Origin of the sequence: Aquabacterium sp. A7-Y (assembly GCF_026153205.1) — a bacterium.
Classification (GTDB): Bacteria; Pseudomonadota; Gammaproteobacteria; order Burkholderiales; family Burkholderiaceae_C; genus Caldimonas.
On the sequence record NZ_JAPFBW010000019.1, the window covers coordinates 1 to 23,692 of the forward strand.

22 protein-coding genes and 1 riboswitch are annotated in these 23,692 nt (G+C 71.2%); of the genes, 12 read left to right on the forward strand and 10 right to left on the reverse strand.

Translation table 11 applies throughout. The features are described 5' to 3' along the window. Positions 1 to 643: AraC family transcriptional regulator (locus OOT46_RS17410; RefSeq protein WP_265404899.1), on the reverse strand; the 643-nt coding region annotated here is incomplete at its 3' end. A 202-nt stretch (positions 644 to 845) separates the two neighbouring features. Here OOT46_RS17410 and OOT46_RS17415 point away from each other — a divergent pair. The 6 genes from OOT46_RS17415 (at position 846) to OOT46_RS17440 (ending at position 6,199) form a co-directional block, all read left to right on the forward strand. Next, complete coding sequence (locus OOT46_RS17415; RefSeq protein ID WP_265404900.1) at positions 846 to 2,105, forward strand: MFS transporter; 1,260 nt, start codon at positions 846 to 848, stop codon at positions 2,103 to 2,105. Positions 2,106 to 2,202: 97 nt separating this feature from the next. Then, complete coding sequence (locus tag OOT46_RS17420; protein ID WP_265404901.1) at positions 2,203 to 2,661, forward strand: GNAT family N-acetyltransferase; 459 nt, start codon at positions 2,203 to 2,205, stop codon at positions 2,659 to 2,661. Between the two features lie 76 nt (positions 2,662 to 2,737). Further along, on the forward strand, positions 2,738 to 2,929 hold the full coding sequence (locus tag OOT46_RS17425) for a hypothetical protein (RefSeq protein WP_265404902.1): 192 nt from the start codon (positions 2,738 to 2,740) through the stop codon (positions 2,927 to 2,929). Between the two features lie 21 nt (positions 2,930 to 2,950). After that, positions 2,951 to 3,751 carry a hypothetical protein gene (locus OOT46_RS17430; protein WP_265404903.1) on the forward strand — a complete coding sequence of 267 codons (801 nt, stop codon included), beginning with the start codon at positions 2,951 to 2,953 and terminating at the stop codon, positions 3,749 to 3,751. Continuing rightward, positions 3,748 to 5,475 carry a thiamine pyrophosphate-binding protein gene (locus tag OOT46_RS17435; RefSeq protein ID WP_265404904.1) on the forward strand — a complete coding sequence of 576 codons (1,728 nt, stop codon included), beginning with the start codon at positions 3,748 to 3,750 and terminating at the stop codon, positions 5,473 to 5,475. The genes OOT46_RS17430 and OOT46_RS17435 overlap by 4 nt, the downstream gene beginning before the upstream one ends. A gap of 133 nt (positions 5,476 to 5,608) precedes the next feature. Next, positions 5,609 to 6,199: a DUF3592 domain-containing protein gene (locus tag OOT46_RS17440; protein WP_265404905.1), complete on the forward strand. Its 591-nt coding sequence runs from the start codon at positions 5,609 to 5,611 to the stop codon at positions 6,197 to 6,199. Between the two features lie 14 nt (positions 6,200 to 6,213). On the opposite strand, the gene OOT46_RS17445 is transcribed toward OOT46_RS17440, so the two are convergent. Together OOT46_RS17445 and OOT46_RS17450 are read right to left on the reverse strand one after the other, a co-directional pair. Then, positions 6,214 to 6,552, reverse strand: a complete 339-nt coding sequence (locus OOT46_RS17445) for a hypothetical protein (protein WP_265404906.1) — start codon at positions 6,550 to 6,552, stop codon at positions 6,214 to 6,216. Positions 6,553 to 6,613: 61 nt separating this feature from the next. After that, positions 6,614 to 8,110 (reverse strand): cobyric acid synthase, encoded by a 1,497-nt coding sequence (locus OOT46_RS17450; RefSeq protein WP_265404907.1) that lies wholly within the window; start codon positions 8,108 to 8,110, stop codon positions 6,614 to 6,616. A 69-nt stretch (positions 8,111 to 8,179) separates the two neighbouring features. Here OOT46_RS17450 and OOT46_RS17455 point away from each other — a divergent pair, with 69 nt between their 5' ends. Genes OOT46_RS17455 through OOT46_RS17465 form a run of 3 tightly spaced genes read left to right on the forward strand, consistent with a single transcriptional unit; the run spans position 8,180 to position 11,066 of the window. After that, positions 8,180 to 9,121 (forward strand): CobD/CbiB family cobalamin biosynthesis protein, encoded by a 942-nt coding sequence (locus OOT46_RS17455; RefSeq protein WP_265404908.1) that lies wholly within the window; start codon positions 8,180 to 8,182, stop codon positions 9,119 to 9,121. Then, on the forward strand, positions 9,118 to 10,155 hold the full coding sequence (locus tag OOT46_RS17460; protein ID WP_265404909.1) for a threonine-phosphate decarboxylase: 1,038 nt from the start codon (positions 9,118 to 9,120) through the stop codon (positions 10,153 to 10,155). Before OOT46_RS17455 ends, OOT46_RS17460 begins: the two co-directional genes overlap by 4 nt. Beyond that, a complete protein-coding gene (locus OOT46_RS17465) occupies positions 10,152 to 11,066 on the forward strand; it encodes a cobalamin-binding protein (RefSeq protein WP_265404910.1) in 915 nt (304 codons plus the stop codon). The genes OOT46_RS17460 and OOT46_RS17465 overlap by 4 nt, the downstream gene beginning before the upstream one ends. A gap of 15 nt (positions 11,067 to 11,081) precedes the next feature. Here the strand turns inward: OOT46_RS17465 and OOT46_RS17470 are convergent, their stop codons facing one another. The 6 genes from OOT46_RS17470 to OOT46_RS17495 form a co-directional block, all read right to left on the reverse strand. Further along, positions 11,082 to 12,542, reverse strand: a complete 1,461-nt coding sequence (locus tag OOT46_RS17470; protein WP_265404911.1) for a cytochrome P450 — start codon at positions 12,540 to 12,542, stop codon at positions 11,082 to 11,084. Between the two features lie 121 nt (positions 12,543 to 12,663). Then, the gene (locus tag OOT46_RS17475; protein WP_265404912.1) at positions 12,664 to 13,977 is read right to left on the reverse strand and encodes a cobyrinate a,c-diamide synthase; all 1,314 of its coding nucleotides are present in this window, start codon (positions 13,975 to 13,977) and stop codon (positions 12,664 to 12,666) included. Positions 13,978 to 14,071: 94 nt separating this feature from the next. Continuing rightward, entirely contained in the window at positions 14,072 to 14,707 is a 636-nt protein-coding gene (gene cobO, locus OOT46_RS17480) for a cob(I)yrinic acid a,c-diamide adenosyltransferase (protein WP_265404913.1), read from the reverse strand. Positions 14,708 to 14,714: 7 nt separating this feature from the next. Continuing rightward, positions 14,715 to 15,494, reverse strand: coding sequence for an ABC transporter ATP-binding protein (locus tag OOT46_RS17485; RefSeq protein ID WP_265404914.1), 780 nt, complete (start codon positions 15,492 to 15,494; stop codon positions 14,715 to 14,717). After that, positions 15,491 to 16,495 (reverse strand): FecCD family ABC transporter permease, encoded by a 1,005-nt coding sequence (locus OOT46_RS17490; RefSeq protein ID WP_265404915.1) that lies wholly within the window; start codon positions 16,493 to 16,495, stop codon positions 15,491 to 15,493. Before OOT46_RS17490 ends, OOT46_RS17485 begins: the two co-directional genes overlap by 4 nt. 1 nt (position 16,496) lies before the next feature. Beyond that, positions 16,497 to 18,404: a TonB-dependent receptor domain-containing protein gene (locus OOT46_RS17495; RefSeq protein WP_265404916.1), complete on the reverse strand. Its 1,908-nt coding sequence runs from the start codon at positions 18,402 to 18,404 to the stop codon at positions 16,497 to 16,499. Positions 18,405 to 18,467: 63 nt separating this feature from the next. After that, positions 18,468 to 18,711, reverse strand: a riboswitch (cobalamin riboswitch). A 241-nt stretch (positions 18,712 to 18,952) separates the two neighbouring features. On the opposite strand from OOT46_RS17495, the gene OOT46_RS17500 reads away from it, so the two are divergent. After that, positions 18,953 to 21,568 carry a discoidin domain-containing protein gene (locus OOT46_RS17500; protein ID WP_265404917.1) on the forward strand — a complete coding sequence of 872 codons (2,616 nt, stop codon included), beginning with the start codon at positions 18,953 to 18,955 and terminating at the stop codon, positions 21,566 to 21,568. 32 nt (positions 21,569 to 21,600) lie between these two features. On the opposite strand, the gene OOT46_RS17505 is transcribed toward OOT46_RS17500, so the two are convergent. Continuing rightward, on the reverse strand, positions 21,601 to 22,506 hold the full coding sequence (locus tag OOT46_RS17505) for an EamA family transporter (protein ID WP_265404918.1): 906 nt from the start codon (positions 22,504 to 22,506) through the stop codon (positions 21,601 to 21,603). Positions 22,507 to 22,647: 141 nt separating this feature from the next. Between OOT46_RS17505 and OOT46_RS17510 the strand changes: the two genes are divergently transcribed. Continuing rightward, a complete protein-coding gene (locus OOT46_RS17510; protein WP_265404919.1) occupies positions 22,648 to 23,133 on the forward strand; it encodes an Lrp/AsnC family transcriptional regulator in 486 nt (161 codons plus the stop codon). Next, positions 23,130 to 23,651 carry a ribonuclease E activity regulator RraA gene (gene rraA / locus OOT46_RS17515; RefSeq protein WP_265404920.1) on the forward strand — a complete coding sequence of 174 codons (522 nt, stop codon included), beginning with the start codon at positions 23,130 to 23,132 and terminating at the stop codon, positions 23,649 to 23,651. Before OOT46_RS17510 ends, rraA begins: the two co-directional genes overlap by 4 nt. The last annotated feature ends 41 nt before the right edge of the window (positions 23,652 to 23,692 follow it).

Here is a 23,692-nt window from a genome sequence, read left to right on the forward strand (position 1 = left end):
GTAATTTTCGCGCTGCGAGTGAGAGCGCTTTTGCCAACAGCACCTGCTGCCGCCACAGGCCGAAGCTGGTATTGAGCTCCTGGCGGAACAACCGGGCCACGGTGCGAGGGCTGGCGCCGGCATCCAGGGCCCAGGCTTCCAGGGAGTCGTGCCGGGTCGGGTCGTCGAGCACCGCCTGGCACAGTGCGCGCAGACGTTTGTCGGTCGGCAGGTCCACCCCCAGGCGTACGGCCCGTGCGCGGCGCAGTTCGTCGAGGATCAAGGCACCCAGGTGGTGCTGCCGACCCGGCTCGGCGGTCGGCTGCGCCGTGGCGCCGACATCCGGCTCGGTGTCGAGCTCCAGCACCAGGGCGCGCAGCAGCGGCGACACGTCCAGCACCCGGCACTGGCGCCACTCGGCCTCGGCCCCGCGCGCCACCTCCGGCCCGACGCGTCCCGCGGGCTGGTGGATGTAGACGGTGCGCATGTCGGCATCCTCCAGCACCGTGATCGCGTGCTCGATCCCGGGCGGCACCCAGACCGCGCGGGTCGGCGGCACGAGATAGGTGCTGCGCTGCGTATTGACGCGCAGCACGCCGGTGGCCGAGAAGGTCAGCTGCGCCCAGTCGTGCGCATGCGGCGCGACTTCGGTGTCGGCCCGCATCCGTGTGCGCCTTGCCGCGAATCGGGCGGGCGGTCGTCGGCACGTAGAGATGCGGCGTCAGCGGGCCGACCCGCTCGATGCGGCGGGCGGTCGGAGGGCGGCGCGGCGGTTTTGGCATGTTCTCGACAGAAGTTGTCCCGCTATCGTAAGTCGGACGCAGCCCGTCTTCGTACCATCTCTTCGCGAACTCCCTCACAGCAGCATGACTTCCGCTTCCTCCCCCCCTGTTCCACTCCACCAGGACGCCCGCACCATCGGGCTGATCGGGCTGGCCCACGGCACCTCGCACTTTTTCCACCTGCTGCTGCCGCCGCTGTTCCCCTGGTTCATCCGCGAGTTCGGCGTGAGCTGGCTGGAGCTCGGTTTCCTGGGCAGCGTGTTTTTCTTGATCTCGGGTGTCGGCCAGGCACTCTCGGGTTTCCTGGTTGACCGTGTGGGCGCCCGGCCGGTGCTGTTCTCGGCCTTGGGCTGTTTTGTGCTCGCGGCCCTGGCGGCGGCCTCGGCCCAGGGTTATGACGGCCTGGTGCTGGCCTCGGCGCTGGCCGGCCTCGGCAACGCGCCCTTTCATCCGGCCGACTTCACCATCCTCAACAAGCGCGTCTCGGCCGCCCGCCTGGGGCATGCGTTTTCGGTGCACGGCATCACCGGCAACCTGGGCTGGGCGATGGCGCCGCTGTTCCTGGTCGGCGTGACGCAGTTCACCGCGGTCACCCAGTCGTGGCGCCTGGCCTGCCTGGGCGCGGCGGCCATTGCCGCGGTGGTGCTGGCGGTGCTGTGGAGCCAGCGCGACGCGCTCGACGATCGCCAGGGCGCCTGGGCCCACGAGACCAAAAAGGGTGCCGCTGCCCCGGCCGAGCACCCGCTGGCCTTTCTGCGTCTGCCCTCGGTGTGGCTGTGCTTCTCCTTCTTCTTCTGGTCGACCTGCGCCTTGAGCGCCGTGCAGAACTTCGCGGCGCCAGTGCTGAAGCAGCTGTACGAGCTGCCGCAGCACATCACCTCCATGGTGGTGACCGGCTACATGCTCTGCGGCGCTGTCGGCATGGTGGCCGGGGGCTTCCTGGTGGCGCGGGTGCAGCGGCTGGAGGCGACCATCGCCGTGTCGCTGCTGGCCGGCGGGGCGCTGCTGGCGCTGGCCGGCTCGGGGTTGCCGGGCGGCATCGCGGCCGCCGTGATCGCCTGCCTGGCGGGCTTCGGCACCGGGCTGGCCGGGCCTTCGCGCGACATGCTGATCAAGCGCGCTGCCCCGCCGGGGGCGACCGGCCGGGTCTACGGCACCGTGTACTCCGGGCTGGACCTGGGTTTCGCGGTGGCGGCGCCCGTGTTCGGCGCGCTGCTGGACCGGGGCTACAGCTCCGGTGTGTTCTACGGCGCCGGGCTGGCGCTGGCGCTGAGCGTGGTGTCGGCGGCCGTGGTGGGCCGGCGCCAGCGGGTCGGCGCGCAGGCGGTGCCGCAGGCGGCCTGACCGGGGAGTCGCAGCTGGGCCCGGCCAGCCTCCCGGCATCGCTGGCAGACCGGCTGCGTACACTTCGCCCCCGTCACCGCCAGAGAAGACTGCAGGCATGAGCACTGTTACGACAAGAATCGCCACCCTCGATGACCTTCCCGTCGTCGCCCCCCTGTTCGATGCCTACCGGCAGTTCTACGAGCAGCCTTCCGACCTGCGGCTGGCAACGGCCTTCCTCCGCGACCGCATGGAACGGCAGGAGTCGGTCGTGTTGCTGGCCGAGGATGGGGACCGTCTTGCCCTCGGCTTCTGCCAGCTCTACCCCAGCTTCTGCTCGCTGGCTGCCGCGCCGATTTACGTCCTCTTCGACCTCTATGTGCGGCCCGAGGCACGTTGCTGCGGCGCGGCCAAGGCCCTGCTGGAGTTCGCAAGGGAGAGGGCCGAGCGCGACGGTCGTGTGCGCATGGACCTGACCACGGCGAAGACCAACCTCCCGGCGCAAGCCCTCTACGAATCGCTCGGGTGGGTGCGCGACGAGGTCTTCTACGCTTACAGCCGGCACACCGGGCGGTGAGTCCCCGGTGCCGCGCCGGGCGGTTTCTGGCATAGTGGATGCACTTCGCACGACCCATCCACCGACCGTCGAGCCCATGAAAGCCCTGAAGTCCGACCGAGCCCGGCAGCTGCTGCAGGATCCCGACGCCAGCGGCCAGCTGATGACCTTCCTGCTCTCGCAGCGTGCGCGGCCGGGGGCCAAGAAAGACGCCCCGGTGATCACGGTGAGGCCCCGCGATGGGCAGTCCTTCGAGGTGCAACCGGAAGTCGTACCCAAGGCCGCCTGAGCCCGCGCCGGCCCGTAGCACGTGAATATTGCGCTTCCGGCGGTCGTCGTTTTCCTGCTGGTCCTTCCCGGCTTCCTGGTCCGGATGCGCTTCAAGCGCGTCGAGCGCAGCGTGCTCGATGCCTCGCCCTTCGGCCGCGTCGCCACCGAGGCGACCATCCTCGCGACGCTGCTGCACATCTTCTGGATCCTGCTCGGCGCCGGGCTGTTCGACCGGCACTTCGAGCTGCGCCTGCTGCTCAACCTGCTCGGCTCGCACCCCGAGGCCCAGCGCGACGCGAGCGAGCGTATCGGCGCCCAGGCCGACTGGCTGGCCTTCTATTTCGTTTCGCTCTATCTCGCGTCCTGGCTGTTGCCGACCCTGGCGCGCGACTTCGTCAGCGCACGCCGCTGGGACCGGCTGGGCAGCCGTTTCGGCCGGGTGCTGCGCTTCAATGACGCACCCTGGTACTACCTGTTGAGCGGCGCCGACTTCGCCCCCGGCGAGGTGCCCGACCTGATCCTGATCTCCGCGGTCGTCAACGTCGGCAAGGAGCCCTGGCTCTACGTCGGGGTGCTGGACGACTACTTCATGACGCCATCCGGCGACCTCGATCGGCTGGTGCTGCAGAACGTGCGCCGGCGCCGCCTCGCCGATGATCGCGAGGGCCCGGATGCCGATGCGCCGGACCGCTTCTACGCCATCGACGGTGACTACCTGGTGCTGCGCTACACCGAGTCCACGACCGTCAACGTCAAGTACGTGAAGCTGCCGGCGCCGGAGCCGGACGCTGCGCAGCCACCCGCCTTGCTGCCTGATGCCTCGCCACAGGAGATCGCATGAGCTCAACCGCTTTCCGGCCGGCCGGCCACGTTCTCGTCGAGGCCCTGATCGCCCAGGGCGTCGACACCGCCTTCGGCGTGCCGGGCGAGAGTTTCCTGGCCGTGCTCGACGGCTTCTACGAACACCGCGAGAAGATCCGCTTCATCGCCTGCCGCCAGGAAGGTGGCGCCGCCTTCATGGCCGAGGCCCAGGGCAAGCTGGGCGGCCGGCCCGGCATCTGTTTCGTCACCCGGGGCCCGGGCGCGACCAACGCGAGCATCGGCCTGCACACCGCCTTCCAGGACTCCACGCCGATGATCCTCTTCGTCGGCCAGGTCGGCTCGGACATGCGCGACCGCGAAGCCTTCCAGGAGGTCGACTACCGCGCGATGTTCGGGCCCAACACCGGCGCCTTCGCCAAATGGGTGGCCGAGGTCGACCGCGCCGAGCGCCTGCCCGAGTACGTCGCGCGGGCCTTCCACGTCGCGCTGCAGGGCCGCCCCGGCCCGGTGGTGCTGGCCCTGCCCGAAGACATGCTGACCACGCCCATTGCGAGCCCCGTGCTGCCCCGGGTCGAGCCGGCCACGGCCTGGCCGGCACCCGGCGCGCTGCGCGAGGTGAGGGCGATGCTGATGGCCGCCGAGCGCCCCTTGGTGATCGTCGGTGGCGGCGGCTGGGACGTGGAGGCCTGCAAGGCGCTGCAGCGTTTTGCCGAGAACTGGCAGCTGCCGGTGGGCTGCGCCTTCCGCTTCCAGGACCTGTTCGACAACCGCCATCCCCTCTATGCGGGCGATGTCGGCATCGGCATCAACCCGCGGCTGGCGCGGCGCATCGCCGAGGCCGACCTGATCCTCGCGGTGGGCGCGCGCCTGGGCGAGATGACGACCGGCGGCTACACCTTGATCGAGGCGCCTCGGCCGAAGCAGAAGCTGATCCACCTGCACGCGGGGCCCGAGGAACTGGGCCGGGTTTATGCCGCCGACCTGCTGCTGCAGTCCTCGATGTCGAACGCTGCGAAGGCGCTCGAGAGCCTCGCCGCGCCCGCCTCGGTGCCATGGGCTGAGTGGGCCGTCGCCGCCCAGGCCGACTACCAGGCCAACCTCGAGCCCGGTCCCAGCCCCGGGCCGCTGGACCTGGCCGCAGTGGTCAAGACGATGCAGCGGGTGCTGGAGGAGACCGGCCGCCAGGACGCGGTGTTCACCAACGGCGCCGGCAACTACTCCGGCTGGCTGCACCGCTACTACCAGTACCAGGGCCTGGCCCGCGGCGGCCGCACCCAGCTCGCGCCCACCTCGGGCGCGATGGGCTATGGCGTGCCGGCTGCGGTGGCCGCCAGCCTGCTGCAGCCGGGCCGGACGGTGATCAACATCGCCGGCGACGGCGACTTCCTGATGACCGGGCAGGAACTGGCCACGGCCACCGGATACGGCGCCCGGCCCATCGTGCTGGTGGTCGACAACGGCACCTACGGCACCATCCGCATGCACCAGGAGCGCGAGTACCCGGGGCGGGTCTCGGGCAGCGATCTGTTCAACCCCGACTTCGTGATGCTGGCACGCGCCTACGGCTGGGCCGCGACCCTGGTCGCGCAGACCACCGAGTTCGAGGCGGCCTTCCGCGAGGCGCTCGATCGTCCGTTGCCGACCCTGCTGCACCTCAAGCTCGACGCCGAGGTCAGCACCAGCCGCAGCACCCTCAGCGGCATTCGGGCCGCCGCCCTGGCGCGCCGTAAGGCAGCGTCCTGACACCGGCCTGACATTGACAGCTGGCACCACCCGTTACATGTCTGTGTGATCCAAGTTGCAAGGTCCTGATCAAAATCGGGCCCGATGCAAGAAGCCCGTTCAGGGCTCACAAGACGTGACAGGGGTGCGGAGTATGAGTGCAGCCGTCGTGCTGGAGTTGCTGCTGGCAGCAGCACTGCTCGGGTGGGGAGGGTGGTTGCTGGCCGCCCGGATGCCGTTGGCTCTGCTGGCGCGCAAGGCCACGGCCTGGCGCAAGACGGCCGCCACCTTGCGGGTGACCAGCTTGCAGACGGCGCGCGGCCGCGGCACCAGCTTTCGGGTGCTGGTGCGCTACAGCTACCAGGTCGAAGGCAGCGAGGTCGCCGGCGAGCGCATCCACCACTGTTACACCCCGTCGGCGCGCCGACTGCTGCACAAGGGCATCTTCAACCGGCTGCAGTCGGGCTCGGTCATCGCGGTCCACTTCGACCCCGAGCGGCCCGAGCAGTCCACCATCCTGGCCGGCGTCAACCGCGACTGCCTGCTGTATGCCCTGGCCGGCGTGCCGCTGATCGTGCTGGGCGGCCTGCTCGGCCTGCACGGGCTGCTGCTGTCTTCCGACATCGAGGTGCCGGACTGGCTGACGGTGTGCGGGGCTTTCGCGGCGCTCGTCTGCGCGACCGTCGCCGCGGTGAGTTGGCGGGCGCACGACCGCCTGCTCGCCGACGTCGCGCGGGTGCTGTAGCAGGCGCCGGCGCTTCAGGCGAGGTGTCCCAGGCGCCGGATCTTGCGCCGGCGCACGCGCGAGAAGTGGGCGCTGAGGGCCAACGCCGTCACCAGCGTGCCGGCCCACAGCGGCCAGCTGTCGGCCAGTTCGCCAGGACGCGGCGGCACGCTGCGGTGGTAGAGCAGCCAGGCCAGCGCGAAGTTGGCCATGCCCCAGACCACGTTCACCAGCGGCCGCGAGTCGCCCACCGCCGGCGGCTTCGCGAAGGGCGTGGGGAAACGCCGGCCGCTCAGGCCATGGACGAAGTGCGGTACGCCGTTGACGGCGAAGACCGCAACGAAAAAATGTGCCACGTGATCGAGCCAGTCCATCGCCTCTGCTCCTGCTGCTGCCTGGCGAAAGATCGCAATCGATGTGCCCGGGCGAGGTGTTTCATGCCGCCAGCGCGCGCCGCAGCGCATCCGAAGGCAGGGCGGTTTCGACAGCGTCCGCCAGACGCTCCAGGCTGTGCTCCCGCAGGGCCTGCAGGTCCAGCGGCTGGCGGTCCTGCAGGCCGGCCCAGGCCAGCAGCGCATCCAGCGCCTCGGGCGTGTCGAAGAAGCCGTGCACATAGGTCCCGAGGATCTGGCCGCCGGCATCGCGCACGCCCTCGGGCCGCCCGTCGTCCAGCGACAGCAGCGGGTGCTCGAAGGCCGGCCCCTGGCTGACGCCGGCATGGATCTCATAGCCCTCGACACGCGCGCCCCCCTCCAGCAGCCGGCCGCGCACGCGACGCAACTGCTTTTCGCTTTCCAGCGTGGTGTGCAGCGCCAGCAGTCCCAGACCGGGCAGGGAGCCAGCCGGGCCTTCGATGCCCTGCGGGTCGTGCAGCCACTCGCCCAGCATCTGCATCCCGCCGCACAGGCCGACCAGCTTGCCGCCGTAACGCAGGTGGCGCCGCAGATCGCTGTCCCAGCCGCGTTCGCGCAGCGCGCGCAGGTCGGCCTGCACGCTCTTGCTGCCGGGCAGCACGACCAGGTCGGCCGCCGGCAGGGGCCGGCCCGGCCCGGCCAGCAGCAGTTCCACCTGCGGGTGTTGGCGCAGGGCGTCGAAATCGGTGTGGTTGGAGATGCGTGGCAGCACCGGTACCACCACCCGCAGCCGCGGTCCGGCGGCGCAAGGGGGCAGCGCCGGCGCCAGCGCATCCTCGGCGTCCAGCACCAATCCCTGCAGGTAGGGCAGCACCCCCAGCACCGGCTTCCCGCTGCGCGCTTCCAGCCAGGCTAGCCCCGGCTCCAGCAGCCGCAGGTCGCCACGGAAGCGGTTGATGACAAAACCGCGCACCCGCGCCTGCTCGCTCTCGCTGAGGCAGGCCAAGGTGCCGAGCAGGTGGGCGAAGACGCCGCCGCGGTCGATGTCAGCGACCAGCACGACCGGGCAATTGGCCGCCTCGGCGAAGCCCATGTTGGCGATGTCGCGCTCGCGCAGGTTGACTTCGGCCGGGCTGCCCGCGCCCTCGACCAGGACCACCTCGTGCGCGGCGCACAGGCGCCGGTAGCTTTCCATCACATACGGCAGGGCCAGCGGTTTGTAGTCGTGGTAGGCCAGCGCATCGGCATTGAAGCGGGCGCGGCCCTGGATGATCACCTGGGCGCCGGTGTCGCTGTTGGGCTTGAGCAGCACCGGATTCATGTCGGTGTGCGGCTCCAGCCCGCAGGCCTGGGCCTGCAGTGCCTGGGCACGGCCGATCTCGCCGCCGTCGGCGGTGACGGCCGAGTTGAGCGCCATGTTCTGCGGCTTGAAGGGCGCGACCTTGCGGCCGCGGCGGTGGAACACGCGGCCCAGCGCGGCGACCAGCGTGGACTTGCCGGCGTCGCTGGTGCAGCCCTGGACCATCAGGGTGCCGCGGAAGCTGTCGAAGAAGTCGATGTCTTGTGAAGGAGCGGGCATGGGCCGATTATGATTTCCGGCTTCGCCCTTGCCGGCGCCTGCCCGCTCCCGCCCCGCCGCCTGCCTGCCTTGCACCTCGATCTCCTGACCTTCCTCCCCGACCGCGAATGGGCCTGGGCCTTGTTGCTCGGCGTGGCGGCCGACGTGCTGCTCGGCGAGCCGCGCCGCTGGCATCCGCTGGTGGGTTTCGGGCGGCTCGCGAGCGCCATCGACCGCCGCTTCAACGGCGGCCGGCGCTGGCAGGGGGTGCTCGCCTGGCTGGGGCTGGTCGGCGCACTGGCCGCGCTGTATGGCGGCGCGCGCTGGCTGCTGCCGCAGGCCGCACGTTGGATGGCCGATGGCGCAGCCCTCTGGTTCGCGCTCGGCGCGCGCAGCCTGCAGGAGCACGTCTGGCCGGTGCGCCAGGCGCTGGTGCAGGGCGACCTGGCGTCGGCCCGCGCCGCCGTGCAGCGCATCGTCACGCGCGACTGCACGTCGCTGGATGCGAGCGAAGTGGCCGCGGCCGCCGTCGAGTCCACGCTGGAGAACGGCAACGACGCGGTGTTCGGCAGCTTGTTCTGGTTCGCCGTCGGCGGCGGGCTGGGGGCGCTGGTGTTCCGACTTGCCAACACGCTGGATGCGATGTGGGGCTACCGCACCGAACGCTACCTGTGTTTCGGCTGGGCCGCGGCCCGGGCGGACGATCTGCTGAACTGGCTGCCGGCCCGCCTCACCGCGCTCAGTTATGCGGGCCTTGGCTACACCCGGCTGGCCCTGTGGTGCTGGCGCCATCAGGCGCCGCGCTGGGACAGCCCGAACGCCGGGCCGGTGATGGCGGCCGGCGCCGGCGCCCTCGGGCTCAAGCTCGGTGGCCCGGCGCGCTACCACGGCCGCACCGAGACGCGCCCGGTGCTCGGCGCCGGCCGCCTGCCGCACAGCGGCGACGTGGGCCGGGCGCTGGCCCTGGTCGCCAGCGCCTTGCTGATGTGGCTGGTGGTGCTGACGGTGCTGCACGTGGGGCTGACGCGATGACGCCGGCGGCCGGTGCATGGCCCCAGGTGCCGCACGGCGCCGACCTCGAACGTGCCAGGCGCCTGTACCCCGAGCCCCGCGGCGGCTGGCTGGACCTGTCCACCGGCATCAACCCGCGGCCCTGGCCCGCGGCAGCGGCGGCGCTGCGCTTTGGCCTGGACGTGTGGCGTGACCTGCCGACGCCGGACGCCGGCTTGCTGACCGCGTTCGAGGGGTACTACGGTGCCGGGGCCTGGCCGGTGCCCGGTTCGCAGGCCGTGATCCAGGCGCTGCCGCGTGTGTGGCGGCGCCTGCACGGCACGGCGCGTTGCCGCGTGCTGGCGCCGGGTTATGGCGAGCATGCGGCGCGCTGGGCGCTGGAGGGGCACGAGGTCGTGTTGAGCGGCGTCGACGACATGGGGCAGGGCGATGCCGAGGTCCGTGTGCTGGCGCGGCCGAACAACCCGACCGGCGACAGCTTGGGGATCGCGCCGCTGCGCGAGCTCGCGTCCAGGAGCCGGCTGCTGGTGGTGGACGAGGCCTTTCTCGACGTCTCCGGCGAGACCAGCATGGCTGCCGAAGGCTTGCCGAACGTCGTGGTGCTGCGGTCGCTGGGCAAGTTTTTCGGGCTGGCCGGGCTGCGGGTGGGTGCGGTGCTGGGCGATGCGCCGTGGCTTGCTGCGCTGCGGGCCGAGATCGGGCCCTGGAGCGTCAACGGCCCTGGCCTGCATCTCGCTGCGGCGGCCTTGCGCGACGTCGACTGGCAGCGTGAAGCCCGCGGCTGGCTCACCGGGCAGTCGCTGCGCCTGGGTGCGCTGCTGGACGAAGCCGGCCTGCCGCACCATGGCACCCCCTTGTTCCGCACCGTCGCGACCCCGCGGGCCCGGGCGCTGCACGAGGGGCTGGCGCGGCGCGGCCTCTGGACCCGGCTGTTCGAACTCGACGCGCCGCGGCCCTGGCAGGCGCTGCGCCTCGGGCTGCCGGGGGACGCCGCCGGCCTGGAGCGGCTGGCCGAGGCCTTGTACGAGATCAACCGTCAGGAGGGGCAGACATGAGGCAGGCGATGGCCCGCTGGGGCACAGCCGTGATGGTGTGGTGGGTCGGCACTGCCGCGGTCACCGCTCACGCCGGGGTGAGTGTGGTCGACGACCACGGCCGCACCGTGCACCTGAAGGCGCCCGCGCAGCGCATCATCAGCATCGCGCCGCATGCCACCGAGCTGATCTTCGCCGCGGGCGGCGGGCCCCGGCTGGTAGGCGTGGTCGCCTACAGCGACTATCCCGAGGCCGCCAAGGCGATCCGCCGCGTCGGCGACAACAAGTCTCTGGACCTGGAGGCCATCGCGGCACTGCGGCCCGATCTCATCGTGGTCTGGCGGCACGGCAATGCCCAGCGCCAGCTCGAGAAGCTGCAGGACCTGCGCGTGCCGATGTACCAGAGCGAGCCCAAGCAGCTGGAGCAGATCGCCGCCTCGATCGAGAAGCTGGGCCGCCTGATGGGCAGCGAGGCCGAGGCCCGTGCCGAGGCGGGCCGCTTCCGGGCCCGTCTGCAGGCGCTGCGCCAACAGCATGCCGGCCGCGCCCCGGTGCGGACCTTCTACCAGGTGTGGCGCAACCCGCTGATGACGCTCAACGACACCCACATGGTGAGCGACATCGTCCGCCTGTGCGGCGGCGTGAACGTGTTCGGCGGGCTGGACCGGCTGGTGCCCACCCTGTCCGAGGAAGCGGTGCTGCAGGCCGACCCCGAGGTCATCCTGACCGCCGCCATGGGCGCGACCCGCAACGAGCAGTCGCTCGACGGGCTGGAGGGCTGGCGGCGTTACGCGCGCCTGCAGGCCGTCGAGCGCGGCAATCTCGTCAGCATCGACGGCGACCTGATCAACCGCCCGACCCCTCGGGTGCTGCAGGGGGCAGAGCAGGTCTGCCAGGCGCTGGAGGCGGCGCGGCGCAAGCGCCCCCGGTGAGGCACGGGCGCCGGCTCAGCGCGGCCTGCGCTCGGACAGCCGCATGCGCAGTCCGATCGGCAGCAGCGCCGACGCGAGCCGTTCGGGCGCCACCGGCCCCTCGCGGGTGCCGACCTCACGCAGCTCGAAGTTGCGCGCCAGCATCGCCAGCACCATGCTCATTTCCAGCATCGCCAGATAGCGGCCGGGGCACAGACGCGGCCCCGCGCCGAAGGGCATGGACAGCCGCTTGGGCGAGCTGGCGTTCAAGGCCTGCCGGCCTTCGAGCCAGCGTTGCGGCCGGAACTCCTGGGCGTGCTCGATGCGGTTTTCGTCGAGTGTGGCGGCGCGCATCATGCAGACCAGCACCGCGCCCTTGGGAATCAGCAGGCCGTCGATTTGCGTGTCTTCGCAGGCTTCCAGCTCGCGCACCGGCGCCACGGGGTGCAGCCGCATCGCCTCATGGATGCAGGCCTCGGTGAAGCTCAGGGCGCCGGCCGCTTCGAGGCTGGGGGGCAGGGCGGCCGGCGCCAGCGTGGTGTCGACCTCTTCGACCACACGGCGCCAGGCCTCGGGATGCCGGCTCAGGAAGTAGATGGTCCAGGCCAGCGTGTTGGCGGTGGTGTCCTCGCCGGCCAGCAGCATCGTGAAGACATTGCCGGCCACTTCCTGCTCGGTCAGGGGCCGGCCCTCGTCGTCGCGTGCGGCGAGCAGCGCTTCCAGCAGGTCCGCCGGTTCGCTGCAGCGCCGCGGCTCGGCCTCCAGCCGGGTCTGGGCCGCAGCGATCAACTCGCCCACCACCCGGTGCACGGCGCGCACATGGACGTCGAAGGCGCGGACCGACGGCAGCCACGTCAACCAGCGCCAGTAAGGCAGCGGACTGTTGGCGCGGCGGAATACCATCGGAAACACCTTGTCCAGGTGGCTGTGCAGCTCGCTGTGCTCTTTCTGGATCGTGTTCATCTCCACGCCGAAGGCCAGGCCCGCGGTCACGTCCACCGTGTAGCGCATCAGCGTGCGCTGCAGGTTCAGCACCTCACCGTGGCGCGCGGCGTCGATCCAGCGCTGCCGCAGGCGGTCGGTGACCCGCAGCAGCGAGGGGAAAAACCGGCGCAGGTGGGCCGGGTCGAATGCCGACATGACGATGCGGCGCTGGCGTCGCCAGGTCTCTCCCTCGGCGGTGAAGACGCCCTGGATGCCGATCTCGTCCATCACGCTTTGGATGCGGCTGTAACGCCGCCAGGTGTCGGGGCGGTCGCGCAGCGCTTGCTGGATGGTGTCCGGGTCGGACACCACCACTGCGTCGGTGCGGCCGAAGCGCAGCCGGTAGACCGGCCCGTGCCGTCGCGCCCAGGCCTCGATCTGCGCATGCAGGTTCTGCCTGTCGAACTGCAGCAGGTTGCCGACCAGCGGCCAGGGGAAGGGGCCGGGGAGGTCGGCGGGGCGCCGCAGCGGCGGCGGGGAAACGGGAAGAGGTGCCTGTTCAGTGCTTGCCATGACGAGTCCCTCCTGGGAGTGGAACTGCAGTATTGGCAGCGGAAAGCCGTCTCTCGACCTCCGACTGTGTGCACTTGCGAGAGGGATGCCTGCTCAGGCAGCAGCCAGGTGGTGCGCGACTTCAGGGACGCGCGAACAGCCGCGCTGCCGCGGCCGGGCAGGAACCATAGTAGCCGTGGAAGAAGGAGGCGGTCAGCGAGCCGGCCTGGTACACCGCCTCCGGTCCGCCATAACGGCGCGGCTGGGTCAGCGCCGCCGGCGCGAGGCCCGGCTGCACTTCCAGGCGGCCATAGTGGAAGACGTGGCCGCGCAGCTCGCCCTGACCGGTGCGCCAGCTGTGCAGGCCGATGCCGGCCAGCCGGGTGCCCATCACCGCGGTGGCGGGCAGCAGGCCGGCCATGCGGTGCTCACGGCCGCTGGCGTCGCGCAGGGTCTCGGCGCAAACCATCATGCCGCCGCATTCGGCGACGATGGGTCGCTCGCGGCGGTGGTGTTCGCGCAGGCTGGCGAGGAATCGCGCGCAGCCGCTCAAGCGCTCGGCGTGCAGTTCGGGGTAGCCGCCCGGCAGGTAGACCGCGCTGGCCCCGTCCGGCACCGGCTCGTCGGCCAGTGGCGAGAACGCGCTGACGTGCGCGCCGAGGCCTTGCAGCAGCGCCAGGTTGGCTTCGTAGCAGAAGGAAAAGGCCGCGTCGCGCGCCACCGCGATGTGGCTGCCCTCCAGCAAGGGCGGCGGCACGACCGGGCTGGCGGCGCTGCTTGCCTCGAAGGGACGGCGCCATTCGGGCAGGGCGTTCAGCAAGGCCGAGTCGAGATGCAGGGCGTGGTCCAGGCTGTCCCAGATGGCGGGCAGGCCGGCAGCGAGTTCGTGCGCCTCCACCAGCCCCAGATGGCGTTCCGGCAGGGGCCGTTCGCAACGCAGCAGGTGGCCGGCCCAGCCGAGCTGAGGCGGCAGGCTGTCGCGCAGCATGCGGGCATGGTTGGGTCCGGCGACCCGGTTGGCGAGCACGCCGGCCCAGCTGAGCGTGCGTCCGCGGCCGTAGTCGTGCAAGCCCAGCGCGAGGGCACCGAAGGTTTCGGCCATGGCGCTGGCGTCGATCAGGGCCAGCACCGGCACCGCGAAGGCGGCGGCCAGATCGGCCGCACTTGGGTCGCCGTCGTAGAGGCCCATCGCGCCCTCGATGATCAGCCAGTCGGCTTCGCGCGCGGCGGCGTCGAGCAGGCGGGCGCTTTCGGCAGGGCCCACCATCCACAGATCGAGGTTGAACACCGGTGCACCGGTGGCGGCGGCCAGGTAGCCAGGATCGATGAAGTCCGGGCCGATCTTGAAGCCGCGCACACGCTGTCCGCCATTGGCGAGCCGGCGTGCCAGCGCGCAGGCGAAGGAGGTCTTGCCCTGCCCGGAGGCCGGGCCGGCGATCAATAGAGCACGCGCCACGGGAAGGACCTCTCGTCCGACGGGTGGATCGGCCTGTCCCCCGAAGGAGCGGCCTGCAGGAAGGCCGCCATCGGATGTCTCGGACGCCCGACCATCACAGCTCCACGCCGGGCTGGGCCCGGATGCCCTGGGCGAAGGCGTGTTTCACCAGTCCCATCTCGCTGACCGTGTGCGCGACCTCGATCAGTTCGGGCGGCGCGGCGCGGCCCGTGACCACCACGTGCTGCATCTCGGGGCGGCCGAGCAGGTCCTCGATGACCTGCTGCACGTCGAGATACCGGTACTTCAGCGCGATGTTGAGCTCGTCCAGCACGACCAGGCCGATCGCGGGGTCTTGCAGCATCCGGGCCGCGACGGCCCAGGCGGCCTGCGCCTTCTCGGCATCGCGCTCGCGGTCCTGGGTGTTCCAGGTGTAGCCCTCGCCCATCACGTGGAAGTCGACCTCGCCGGGGAAGCGGCGGAAAAAGATTTCCTCGCCCGTCGGGATCTTGCCCTTGATGAACTGCACCACGCCGACCTTCATGCCGTGGCCGAGCGCGCGCGCCACCATGCCGAAGGCGCTCGAACTCTTGCCCTTGCCGTTGCCGGTGTGCACGAGGATCAGGCCGCAGTCGCGTTGGGCGGCGTCGATCTTGGCATCGACGATCTCCTTCTTGCGCTGCATGCGACGGCGGTGGCGTTCGGCGAGGCCGGCATCATCCTTGACGTCGTCGGAGGAAGGGGTGTTCATGTGATCCTCATTGTTGCGCTGGCAGGTAGTAGGTGCGGCTGTCCAGTGTGACAGGCAGCATGCGGCAGCCATAGGCCTGCTCCAGGTGCTGCTCGGACAGCACCTGCTCCAGCGGCCCGGCCACCCAGCGCGGCTGTCCCGACGCCGGCTGCAGGCACAGCAGGGCATGGGTGCAGCAGCGCTGCGCGAGGTTGACGTCATGCAGCGACATCACGATCGCCCGGTCGCTCAGGCCGGCCAGCAGTCCGGTCAGCGCGAGCTGGTGGCTGACGTCGAGATGCGCGGTGGGCTCGTCGAGCAGCAGCAGCGCGGTGTCCTGCGCCAGCGCCGCGGCGAGCGCGACGCGCTGGCGCTCGCCGCCGGAGAGGCAACGCACGTCCTGGCCGGCGAGCTGCAGCGCGTCGCAGCGTGCCAGGCAGTCCAACGCGAGCTCGCGGTCGCCCGGGGCCAGCCAGCCGAGCCGGCCGGCATAGGGCTGGCGGCCGGCCAGCACGACGTCGAGCACGTTCATCGCGAAGACGTCGTGGTGCTGCTGCGGGCACCAGGCACGGCGCCGCGCCAGCTCGCGGGTCGAGAGGCGCTGCAGGGGCTGGCCCTCGTAGCGCACGCTGCCGCCGGCGGCCGGCAGCAGTCCGGCGACGCTGCGCAGCAAGGTGGTTTTGCCGCAGCCGTTGACGCCCAGCAGGGCCCAGCGTTCGGCGCGCTTCACCTGCCAGTCCAGGCCGGCGACCAGCGTGCGGACACCGGCCCGGACCTGCAGGTTCTCGGTGCTCAGCAGGACGCTCATGCCGTCCTCCCGCTGCACAGCAGCAGCCACAGGAAGGCCGGCACGCCGATGAGCGCGGTGAGCACGCCCACCGGCAGCTGCATCGGCGCGACGAGGGTGCGTGCCAGCGTGTCGGCCAGCACCAGGAAGGCGCCGCCACCGAGCGCGCAGGCCGGCAGCAGCAGGCGCTGGTCGTTGCCCAGCGCGAGCCGCAGCGCATGCGGCACCACCAGGCCGACGAAGCCGATGCTGCCGGCCACCGTGATCGCCAGCCCCGCGGCCAGCGAGGCCAGCACCACCACCACGGTGCGCACGCGCGCCACGTCGACACCCAGCGAGCAGGCCTGGGCGTCGCCGAGCAGCATCAGGTTGAGATCGCGCGCGACGCCCGTCGCGAGCACCAGCAGTGCGGCCGCCGCGGCCAGCGGCAGGCCGTAGCGATCGGCGCCGTTGAGGTCGCCCAGCATCCAGAACACCATGCTGCGCAGCTGGTTCTCGGGCGCGACCGAGAGGATGAAAGCCACCACTGCCCCGAAACCCGCGCTCAGGATCACGCCCACCAGCAGCAGGTGCACGCCGGCCTGCGTGCTGTCGGCATGGCGCCGGAAGGCGCGCGCGCCGAGCAGGAAGACCAGCGCCGTCGCCAGCAGCGCGCCCGCCGAGGCCCCGGCGCTGACCAGCCACCAGCTGGCCCCCGCCGACAGCGCGAGCAAGGCGCCTACCGAGGCGCCGCCCGACAGGCCCAGCACATAGGGATCGGCCAGCGGGTTGCGCAGCAGCGCCTGCAGCATCGCACCCGACAGCGACAACAGCGCGCCGCAGGCCAGTGCGCAGAGCGCGCGCGGCAGACGCAGGCTGGTCACGATGTCGGCCTGCACGCCGGCTGACTTGCCGAGCAGGGCCGCCAGCACCTCGCCCAGCGCCAGCGGCTGGCTGCCGAGCGAGATCGCGAGCAGCACGCTGGCCGCGGCGGCCAGCAGCAGGGCCGGCAAGGTCAGCAGCGGGGGCGCGGCAGTCTTCATCTCAGGGGCGGCTGCCGGTGAACTGCAGACCGGCGAACACGGTGCGGCCCAGGGTCGAGTAGCCCCAGGCGGTGGCGTAGTCCTTGTCGCCGACGTTGTTGAGCCGCGCGAGCAGGGTCCAGCCCGGGGCCATGCGCCATTGGGCGCCGAGGTTCACGATGCCGTAGCCGCCCACGCGCACGCGGTTGAACATCGGGCCGTAGTCCTCGCGGTCGGACACCGCCAGCCATTCGGCGAAGGCGTTGCCCCACTCGGCCTGGCGCTCGACCTTGAGCTGTGCGCTGCGGTCGGCGCGGCGCACCAGCGGCAGCCCGTTGCTCTTGTCCTCGGCGTCCAGCACGTCGACCGATCCGTCCACGTGCCAGCCGCTCGCATGCCAGCCGGCCTGCAGGGTGGCGCCCTGCATTTGGGCGAGCTGGCTCTGGACGTTGGTCCTCGGGTCGATGAAACCGCGGATGCGATTGCGGTAGAGCGTCAGCGAGCCCTGCAGTGGACCGTTGTCGTAGCGCAGCGCCAGTTCGCGGCCGTGGTTGCGCTGGGGTTTGAGCGCCGGGTTGCCGCCGTAGTCTTCGCCGGGATAGTAAAGCTGGTTGAACGTCGGTGCCTGGAAGTTGCTGGCCAGGCTGCCCGTCACCCGCCACGCCGGGCCCAGCCGGTAGCCCAGCGCCAGGCTGTGGGTGGTGAAGCCGCCGAACTGCGAGTTGTCGTCGCGGCGCAGCGCGGCCTGCCCGGTCCAGTCGCCGCGGTTCAGGGCATAGGCGAGCAGCACGCTGTCGATGTGGCGCTCGTCGACGGTGTACGCCGTCGTGCCGTCCACCTCGTCTTCGAGCCGCTCCAGGCCGGCAATGATCCGGTCGTTGCCGATCTCGAACGTGTTCTGCCAGACCAGCTGGCGGCGCCGGGTGTCGAAGTCGCTGCGGCCGTCGAGCTGCCCGTCGGACGAGCGCTTGTAAACGCTCGCGCTCTTGTCGTCGCTCAGGCTCAACCGCAGGCTCGACAGCCAGCGCGCGTGCAGGCGGTTCTCCAGGGTCACGCCCCAGCTGGAAGTCTGCGTCCGGGCTTCGGCGTCGGTGTCCTCGGACGTCAGGCCCAGCGGGCTGCCGAAACTCACTGGGTCGAAGAACGCGCCGTCGAATCCGTGCCGCCCGCGTGCCACCAGCCCTTGCACCGCCAGGCTGTGCCCGGGGGCCAGCGTCCAGTTGAGCGAGCCGGAGAGCGAGCGGCTGCGGTAGCCGTCGTCGTCGGGGTTGTAGGAGAAGCCCGAGGGCTCGTTGCTGGCGCTGATGCCGTGAGCCCGTTCCGCGGCTGCGCCGATACTCCAGCCGAGGTTGCTGCTGCCCCCACCGACGCTGCCGTCGAGCTTGGCCAGGCCGTCCGAGCCGGCGCCCACCTGGGCCTGGTAGTTCAGGCCCTTGCCGCCGCGGCGCGTGAAGATCTGGATCACGCCGCCGACCGCGTCCGGCCCGTAGAGTGTGGTGGCCGGGCCGCGCAGCACCTCGATGCGCTCGATCTGCGCCAGCGGGATGTTCTCCAGCGGCGCGGCGCCATTGGTGGCCGAGCCGATGCGCACCCCGTCCACCAGCACGACGATGCGGCTCAGCTCGGCGCCGCGGATGAAGAGGTTGGTGTTCGAGGCATAGCTGCCATTGCTGCTCATCTGCACGCCGGGCAGGCGCTGCAGCAGCTCGCGCAGGCTGGACTGCCCCGAGCGGCGGATGTCCTCCTCGGTGACGACCGAGACGTCGGCCACCAGGTCCTGCACCGACTGCGGCAGGCGGGCAGCGGTGACGACGGTCTGGGGCAGGGACGCGGGCTGCGACTGGGCCAGGACGGGCAGGGCGGCGTACAGCGCGGCGGCCAGGGCGGGCGGCAGCACGCCATGGCGCAAGGCGAAGACAGGTATGTTCATGACGGACAGGAGCAGGACACCCGTGCCTGCTTCCCCGCAGGTCCGGGCACACCGGGCGCGCGAGAGGCGCACCCACCTGTTGGCCGGTATCCGGGCTGGCAGAGCGACCCCGGCGGCCTTCCCAGCGCCTGGGCGCCAGTGGCGGAGAACCGGAGCTGGAGCGCGCCTGGCGGCGTGCTTCGTCTGCTGACCGTTGCGGGGGCAGCGCAGGCCTCGGGTGGCCGCCGTCGCGGCGGACATCCTTCCTGCTTCCCGTTTAACTGCGCCACCGGGCGGCGGCGCGGGCACCAACGGACGGGATTGTATGAGAGCGTTGCGCCGACACCCCCAGACGCAGAAGATGTGAATCGATTGGGCCACCTTGTGAGCAAACGCCGGGCCTTGCTCGTCGCCCTTTCGGCCCCCGGTATGAGTGGGCGCCAACTTGTGACTTTGTCGATATCTTCCGCTCTCACTCATCATCAAACGCTCAGGGACCTGCCGCTGCTTCGATGCAAGCCCAGCTTGCATCGGGGCCCGGTATTGCCCGGGCCAGCAGCGGAGGACCTATGCGGAACATTCCTGGCGGGGCGCCCGTATCGAGGCGCACGGTCGCGGTGGCGGCCTTGTCGCTCCTGCTGCTGGTCGGGTGTGGGGGCGGCGGTGGTTCAGCAACGGACGAGCCTTCGCCGTCGCTTGCGGACGCTGCCGACACGGCCCCGGACGGCGGCGACCGCGAGGCGGCCCAGGCTGCCTTGATCACGCCCCGGCAGGACGCGCTTGTCGGCATGCTGCCCCCGACACCCGACGCCCACCTGGTCGGCATGTGGAGCCCGGTGGTGGACTGGCCGGTGCTGGGCCTGCACGCCAATGTCCTGCCCAATGGCCGCGTGCTGACCTACGGCGCCAAGCGGCCCGACCTGCCGGGGCAGAAGGCGCTGGCCTTCGACGAGTGGGACCCGGCCGGCGGCCTGCAGCCCGCTGCGCACAAGGAGGTGCGCAGCCCCACCGAGGTCGACAGCTTCTGCAGTGCCTCGGTGATGGGCCCCGATGGCCTGCTCATGATCGTCGGCGGCAACACCTTCTGGAAAACCTCGCAATGGGACCCCGGGCGCAGCCTGCTGCTCGCGCGCGCTTCTCAGATGCACCAGCCGCGCTGGTACAGCTCGCTGGTGCGGCTGCCGGACAACCGCGTGGTGGTGGTCGGCGGCAACAGCAACGACAAGACGGCCTCCGCCATCTACGCCACCACGCCCGAGGTCTTCTCGGCCGCCGAGGGCTGGCGCCAGCTGTCCAACGCCAGCAGCGACGAAGCTTTCGGCGCGACCGAAAAACGCTGGTGGTACCCGCGCGCTTACCTGGCGCCCGACGGCCGCATCGTCGGCATCTCCAACAACCTGATCTGGCGGCTCGACGCCGCGGGCGCGGGCCGCCTCGAGGTGCTGGGCCGCTCGGGGCACCGCGTCGGCATCTCCGGAACCACGGTGATGTACCGGCCGGGCAAGGTGCTGCTGGTGGCCGGCGGCGAGACCGTCTTCGACACCGAGCCCGCGTCGCGAAAGGCGGCCGTGCTGGACATCGGCGCCGAGCGCCCGGTCGCGGTGCCGGTGGCCGAACTGGCCTATGCGCGCAACTATGCCAACTCGCTGATGCTCCCGGACGGCCGCGTCCTGGTCACCGGCGGCACCACCCACGGCAATGCGCTGGGCAAGGCCGTTCTGCCGGCCGAGGTGTGGGACCCGCAGGCGGACCGCTGGACCCCCTGGGCCTCGGCCTCCGCCGAGCGGCTCTACCACTCGACCTCGCTGCTGCTGCCCAGCGGCGCGGTGCTGAACACGGCTGGCGGGTCGCCGGGGCCGGTGTTCTCGGATACGGCACAGGTGTTCTTCCCGCCTTACTTCTTCAGGAAACGCCGGGACGGCCAGGTGGTATGGGCCGACCGGCCGGCGGTACAGAGGATGGAGCGCGGCCACCCCTATTTCAGCCACGGCGAGGACGCCCGGACGACCGTGCGGCTGGCGGACCGGCGGCGCATCGCCTCGGTGGCCCTGATCTCGCTGGCCGCGGTGACCCACGGCCACAGCACCGACCTGCGTCATGTGCCGGTGCCGTTCCGCCAGCGCCAGAACCGGCTCGAGCTGCACCTGGACCAGCTGTCGGACACCACCGTGCCACCGGGGTACTACCAGCTGCACGTGGTGGACGACCAGGGCGTGCCCTCCGCTGCCGTGATCGTCGAGTTCCGCCGCCGCGCGGGCGATGTCGCGGGCGAGGGCCGCGCCAGCCAGTCCAGCGACGAGCGGGGTTCGAGGGCCGCCGACCGGGCCACCGACCAGGACTGGCGCAGCCACACCGCGACCGCGCCCGGGCAGTCCGATGCCTGGTGGCGGCTGGACTTCGACGACACGCGGCCGATCTCGGCGATCAGCTTGTTCAACCGCCTGGGTGACTGCGATGGCACTGGCGACTGCCGCAGCCGGCTGCGCGACATCACGGTCTCGGTGCTGGACGCGGCCGGCCAGGCGGTCTGGACCTCGTCGCAGCTCAACCCCGAGAACAGCCTGAAGTCGCCCGACCGCCTGCACCTGGACCTCACCTTGCTCAACGGCACGGCAGTGCCAGGACGCAGCGTGGTGGTGCAGCGGCGCTCCGACCCTGACCTGTCCGGCAGCGGTGGCCAGGGCGACCGGAGCGAGGCCGAGGTGCTCTCGTTGGCCGAGGTGCAGGTCGAGCAGGGGCCCGTCAACCTGGCGCTGCGCCAGACGGCCCGGCAATCGAGCACTGCCTCGGGCGGCGTCGCGTCGCGGGCGGTGGACGGGCGCTACAACGCACTCTGGCGCGACGGGCCGCTCACCTATACGGGCCCGGCGCAGCAGCCGTGGTGGGAGGTCGACCTGGGCGCGGTGCACCCGCTGCGACAGGTCAGGATCTGGAACCGGGTGGACTGCTGCAGCGAGCAGTTGGCCGACTTTGACGTGCTGGTGTCGGACACGCCCTTCGGTGGATCCACCCTGGAGGAGGAGCGCCGACGTCCCGGGGTGACGGCCTACCCCGTGGGCTCGCTGGAGGGCCGGCGGATGCTGGATCTGCGGCTCGCGGAGGGCCAGAGCGGGCGCTATGTGCGCCTGTGGCTGAGGGGGGAAGCGGCGCTGTCGCTGGCGGAGGTGGAGGTGCTGGCGCGCTGAGCGACGGCCAAGTCAGGGCCCGGCCGGCCTGCTCAACGGGCCCGCCGGGCGGCGCCCCACAGCATCAGCACCACACCGCCCAGGACCACCCCCGCAGCGCTCCATTCGAAGCCGGTGATGTGCTCGCCGGCCACCGCGACGCCGAGCAGCATCGCGATGACGGGATTGACGAAGGTGTAGCTGGAAGCGAGCGCTGCCGGGGCCTGGCTGAGCAGCACCATGTAGGCGTTGAAGGCGACCAGCGAGCCGAACACCACCAGATAGGCCCAGGCCCCGGCGGCCAGCGGCTCGGGCGGCCAGATGGGCGTCTCGCCGGCCGCGAGCGACAGCGCCAGCAGCAGCAGGCCGCCGCAGACCATCTCGCTGGCGAAGCCCATCGCGCCCGGCGCCAAGGGCAGGCTGCGCTGGCTCAGCACGCTGCCGATGGACCAGGTGATGCAGGCCGTCGCGATGGCGATGAGGCCCACCGGCGAGGCCTGGAAGCCGGCGCCCTGGGTCAGCATCAGCACGCCGCCCAGCCCGACCGCGATGCCGGCCAGCTCGAAGCGGCTCGGGTAGACGCGCCACAACAGGTTGAGCGCAGCGATCATCAAGGGCACGACCGCGATGAAGGCCACCACCAGGCCGGACCCCACACTCTGCTCGGCATAGGCGGTGCCGCCCATGCCGCCGCCCAGCATCAGGCCGCCCACGCCGGCCGCGTTGAGCCATTGCCGCGCGCTGGGCAGGGGACGGCCGCGCCAGCGCATCCAGGCGAGCAGCGCCAGGCCCGCCACCAGGAAGCGGGTGCCCATCTGGAAGAAGGGCGGAAAGCTGATCAGCGCGTATTTGATCGCCAGGTAGGTCGAGCCCCAGACCAGCCAGGTGGCGGCGAGGCAGAGCGTGATCAGGGGCGTGAGGGACCCCGGGCGGGCGAGGATGGTGGAAGCAGCGCTCATGGTCTAGGGTGTGTTGGGTGTGGTTCCGATCTGGCCGGAAAGCTCAAGATCGTAAGAAAGCAGCCCACACCGCACCAGTAGCGTTTCACGGATCTGAAGCCGATAATCCTTGTATTCAGAAAGCAATCCGGAGGTCCAGCCTTGAATCACGATCTCGACCATCACGACACCCGCATCCTGGCCGAACTGCAGGCCGATGCCCGGCTGTCGATGGCCGAGCTGGGCCGCAGGGTGCACCTCAGCCAGCCCGCGGTGACAGAGCGGGTGCGCAAGCTGGAGACGGCCGGCGTCATCACCGGCTACCGTGCCAGCGTCGACCTGCAGAAGCTGGGTTACGGCATCCGGGCCGCCATCCGCGTCGGGCGCGCCGAATACGCGCGGGTGGTGCAACTGATCCAGCAGACCCCCGAGGTGGTCACGGCCTACAACGTGACCGGCGAGGACAGCTGGATCCTGGAGATCGCCGTGATCGACGTGGGCCACCTCGATGCGGTGGTGACCAAGTTCTGCATCCTCACCGAAACTTCGACTTCCATCATCCTGAACGCGGTGCGCGAGTGCCAGCCCATGCTGCCCGCGCGCCGCGAAGACGTGAAACCGCCGATCAAGAAAGTGGACAAGGCATGACGACTTCCCCCGACTCCGCGAGCTCGCTCGACTTCGCGACTTGCGATTTCTGCGACGCGCACAAGAACGACAGCGACGGCGCCTTCCGCGTGCTGCCGCCGGTGTTCCGCGACTTCGGCGCGCGCCGCAAGTTCGCCGGGCCGGTCAGCACGGTGAAGTGTTTCGAGGACAACACGCTGGTCAAGGCGGCGCTCGACACGCCGGGACAGGGGCGGGTACTGGTGGTGGACGGTGGCGGCTCGCTGCGCCGGGCGCTGGTGGGCGGCAACCTGGGGGCCGCGGCGGCGAAAAACGGCTGGGCCGGCGTGGTCGTGGACGGCTGCGTGCGCGATGTGGCCGAACTGGCGGCCTGCGAGGTCGGCATCCGGGCCCTGGCCTCGATGCCACTGCCGACCGAGAAGCGCCATGAAGGCCAGCGCGACGTCGCGGTGCAGGTGCAGGGCGTCTGGGTGCGCCCGGGCGACTGGCTGTATGCCGACGCGGACGGCATCGTCGTGATGCCGGCGCCGGCACCTTGAGCGCCGGGTCGCCCCGGCGGGGCGGCCCGGTCGCGGCCGCG

Excerpts from the sequence above, each read along its gene's own strand:
- OOT46_RS17425 (WP_265404902.1), top strand. The coding sequence starts at position 2,738 with ATGAAAGCCCTGAAGTCCGACCGAGCCCGGCAGCTGCTGCAGGATCCC.
- OOT46_RS17460 (WP_265404909.1), top strand. The coding sequence starts at position 9,118 with ATGACGCCGGCGGCCGGTGCATGGCCCCAGGTGCCGCACGGCGCCGAC.
- OOT46_RS17420 (WP_265404901.1), top strand. The coding sequence starts at position 2,203 with ATGAGCACTGTTACGACAAGAATCGCCACCCTCGATGACCTTCCCGTC.
- OOT46_RS17500 (WP_265404917.1), top strand. The coding sequence starts at position 18,953 with ATGCGGAACATTCCTGGCGGGGCGCCCGTATCGAGGCGCACGGTCGCG.
- OOT46_RS17440 (WP_265404905.1), top strand. The coding sequence starts at position 5,609 with ATGAGTGCAGCCGTCGTGCTGGAGTTGCTGCTGGCAGCAGCACTGCTC.
- cobO (WP_265404913.1), bottom strand. The coding sequence starts at position 14,707 with ATGAACACCCCTTCCTCCGACGACGTCAAGGATGATGCCGGCCTCGCC.
- OOT46_RS17415 (WP_265404900.1), top strand. The coding sequence starts at position 846 with ATGACTTCCGCTTCCTCCCCCCCTGTTCCACTCCACCAGGACGCCCGC.
- OOT46_RS17505 (WP_265404918.1), bottom strand. The coding sequence starts at position 22,506 with ATGAGCGCTGCTTCCACCATCCTCGCCCGCCCGGGGTCCCTCACGCCC.
- OOT46_RS17485 (WP_265404914.1), bottom strand. The coding sequence starts at position 15,494 with ATGAGCGTCCTGCTGAGCACCGAGAACCTGCAGGTCCGGGCCGGTGTC.
- OOT46_RS17495 (WP_265404916.1), bottom strand. The coding sequence starts at position 18,404 with ATGAACATACCTGTCTTCGCCTTGCGCCATGGCGTGCTGCCGCCCGCC.
- OOT46_RS17465 (WP_265404910.1), top strand. The coding sequence starts at position 10,152 with ATGAGGCAGGCGATGGCCCGCTGGGGCACAGCCGTGATGGTGTGGTGG.
- rraA (WP_265404920.1), top strand. The coding sequence starts at position 23,130 with ATGACGACTTCCCCCGACTCCGCGAGCTCGCTCGACTTCGCGACTTGC.
- OOT46_RS17445 (WP_265404906.1), bottom strand. The coding sequence starts at position 6,552 with ATGGACTGGCTCGATCACGTGGCACATTTTTTCGTTGCGGTCTTCGCC.
- OOT46_RS17435 (WP_265404904.1), top strand. The coding sequence starts at position 3,748 with ATGAGCTCAACCGCTTTCCGGCCGGCCGGCCACGTTCTCGTCGAGGCC.
- OOT46_RS17470 (WP_265404911.1), bottom strand. The coding sequence starts at position 12,542 with ATGGCAAGCACTGAACAGGCACCTCTTCCCGTTTCCCCGCCGCCGCTG.
- OOT46_RS17490 (WP_265404915.1), bottom strand. The coding sequence starts at position 16,495 with ATGAAGACTGCCGCGCCCCCGCTGCTGACCTTGCCGGCCCTGCTGCTG.
- OOT46_RS17450 (WP_265404907.1), bottom strand. The coding sequence starts at position 8,110 with ATGCCCGCTCCTTCACAAGACATCGACTTCTTCGACAGCTTCCGCGGC.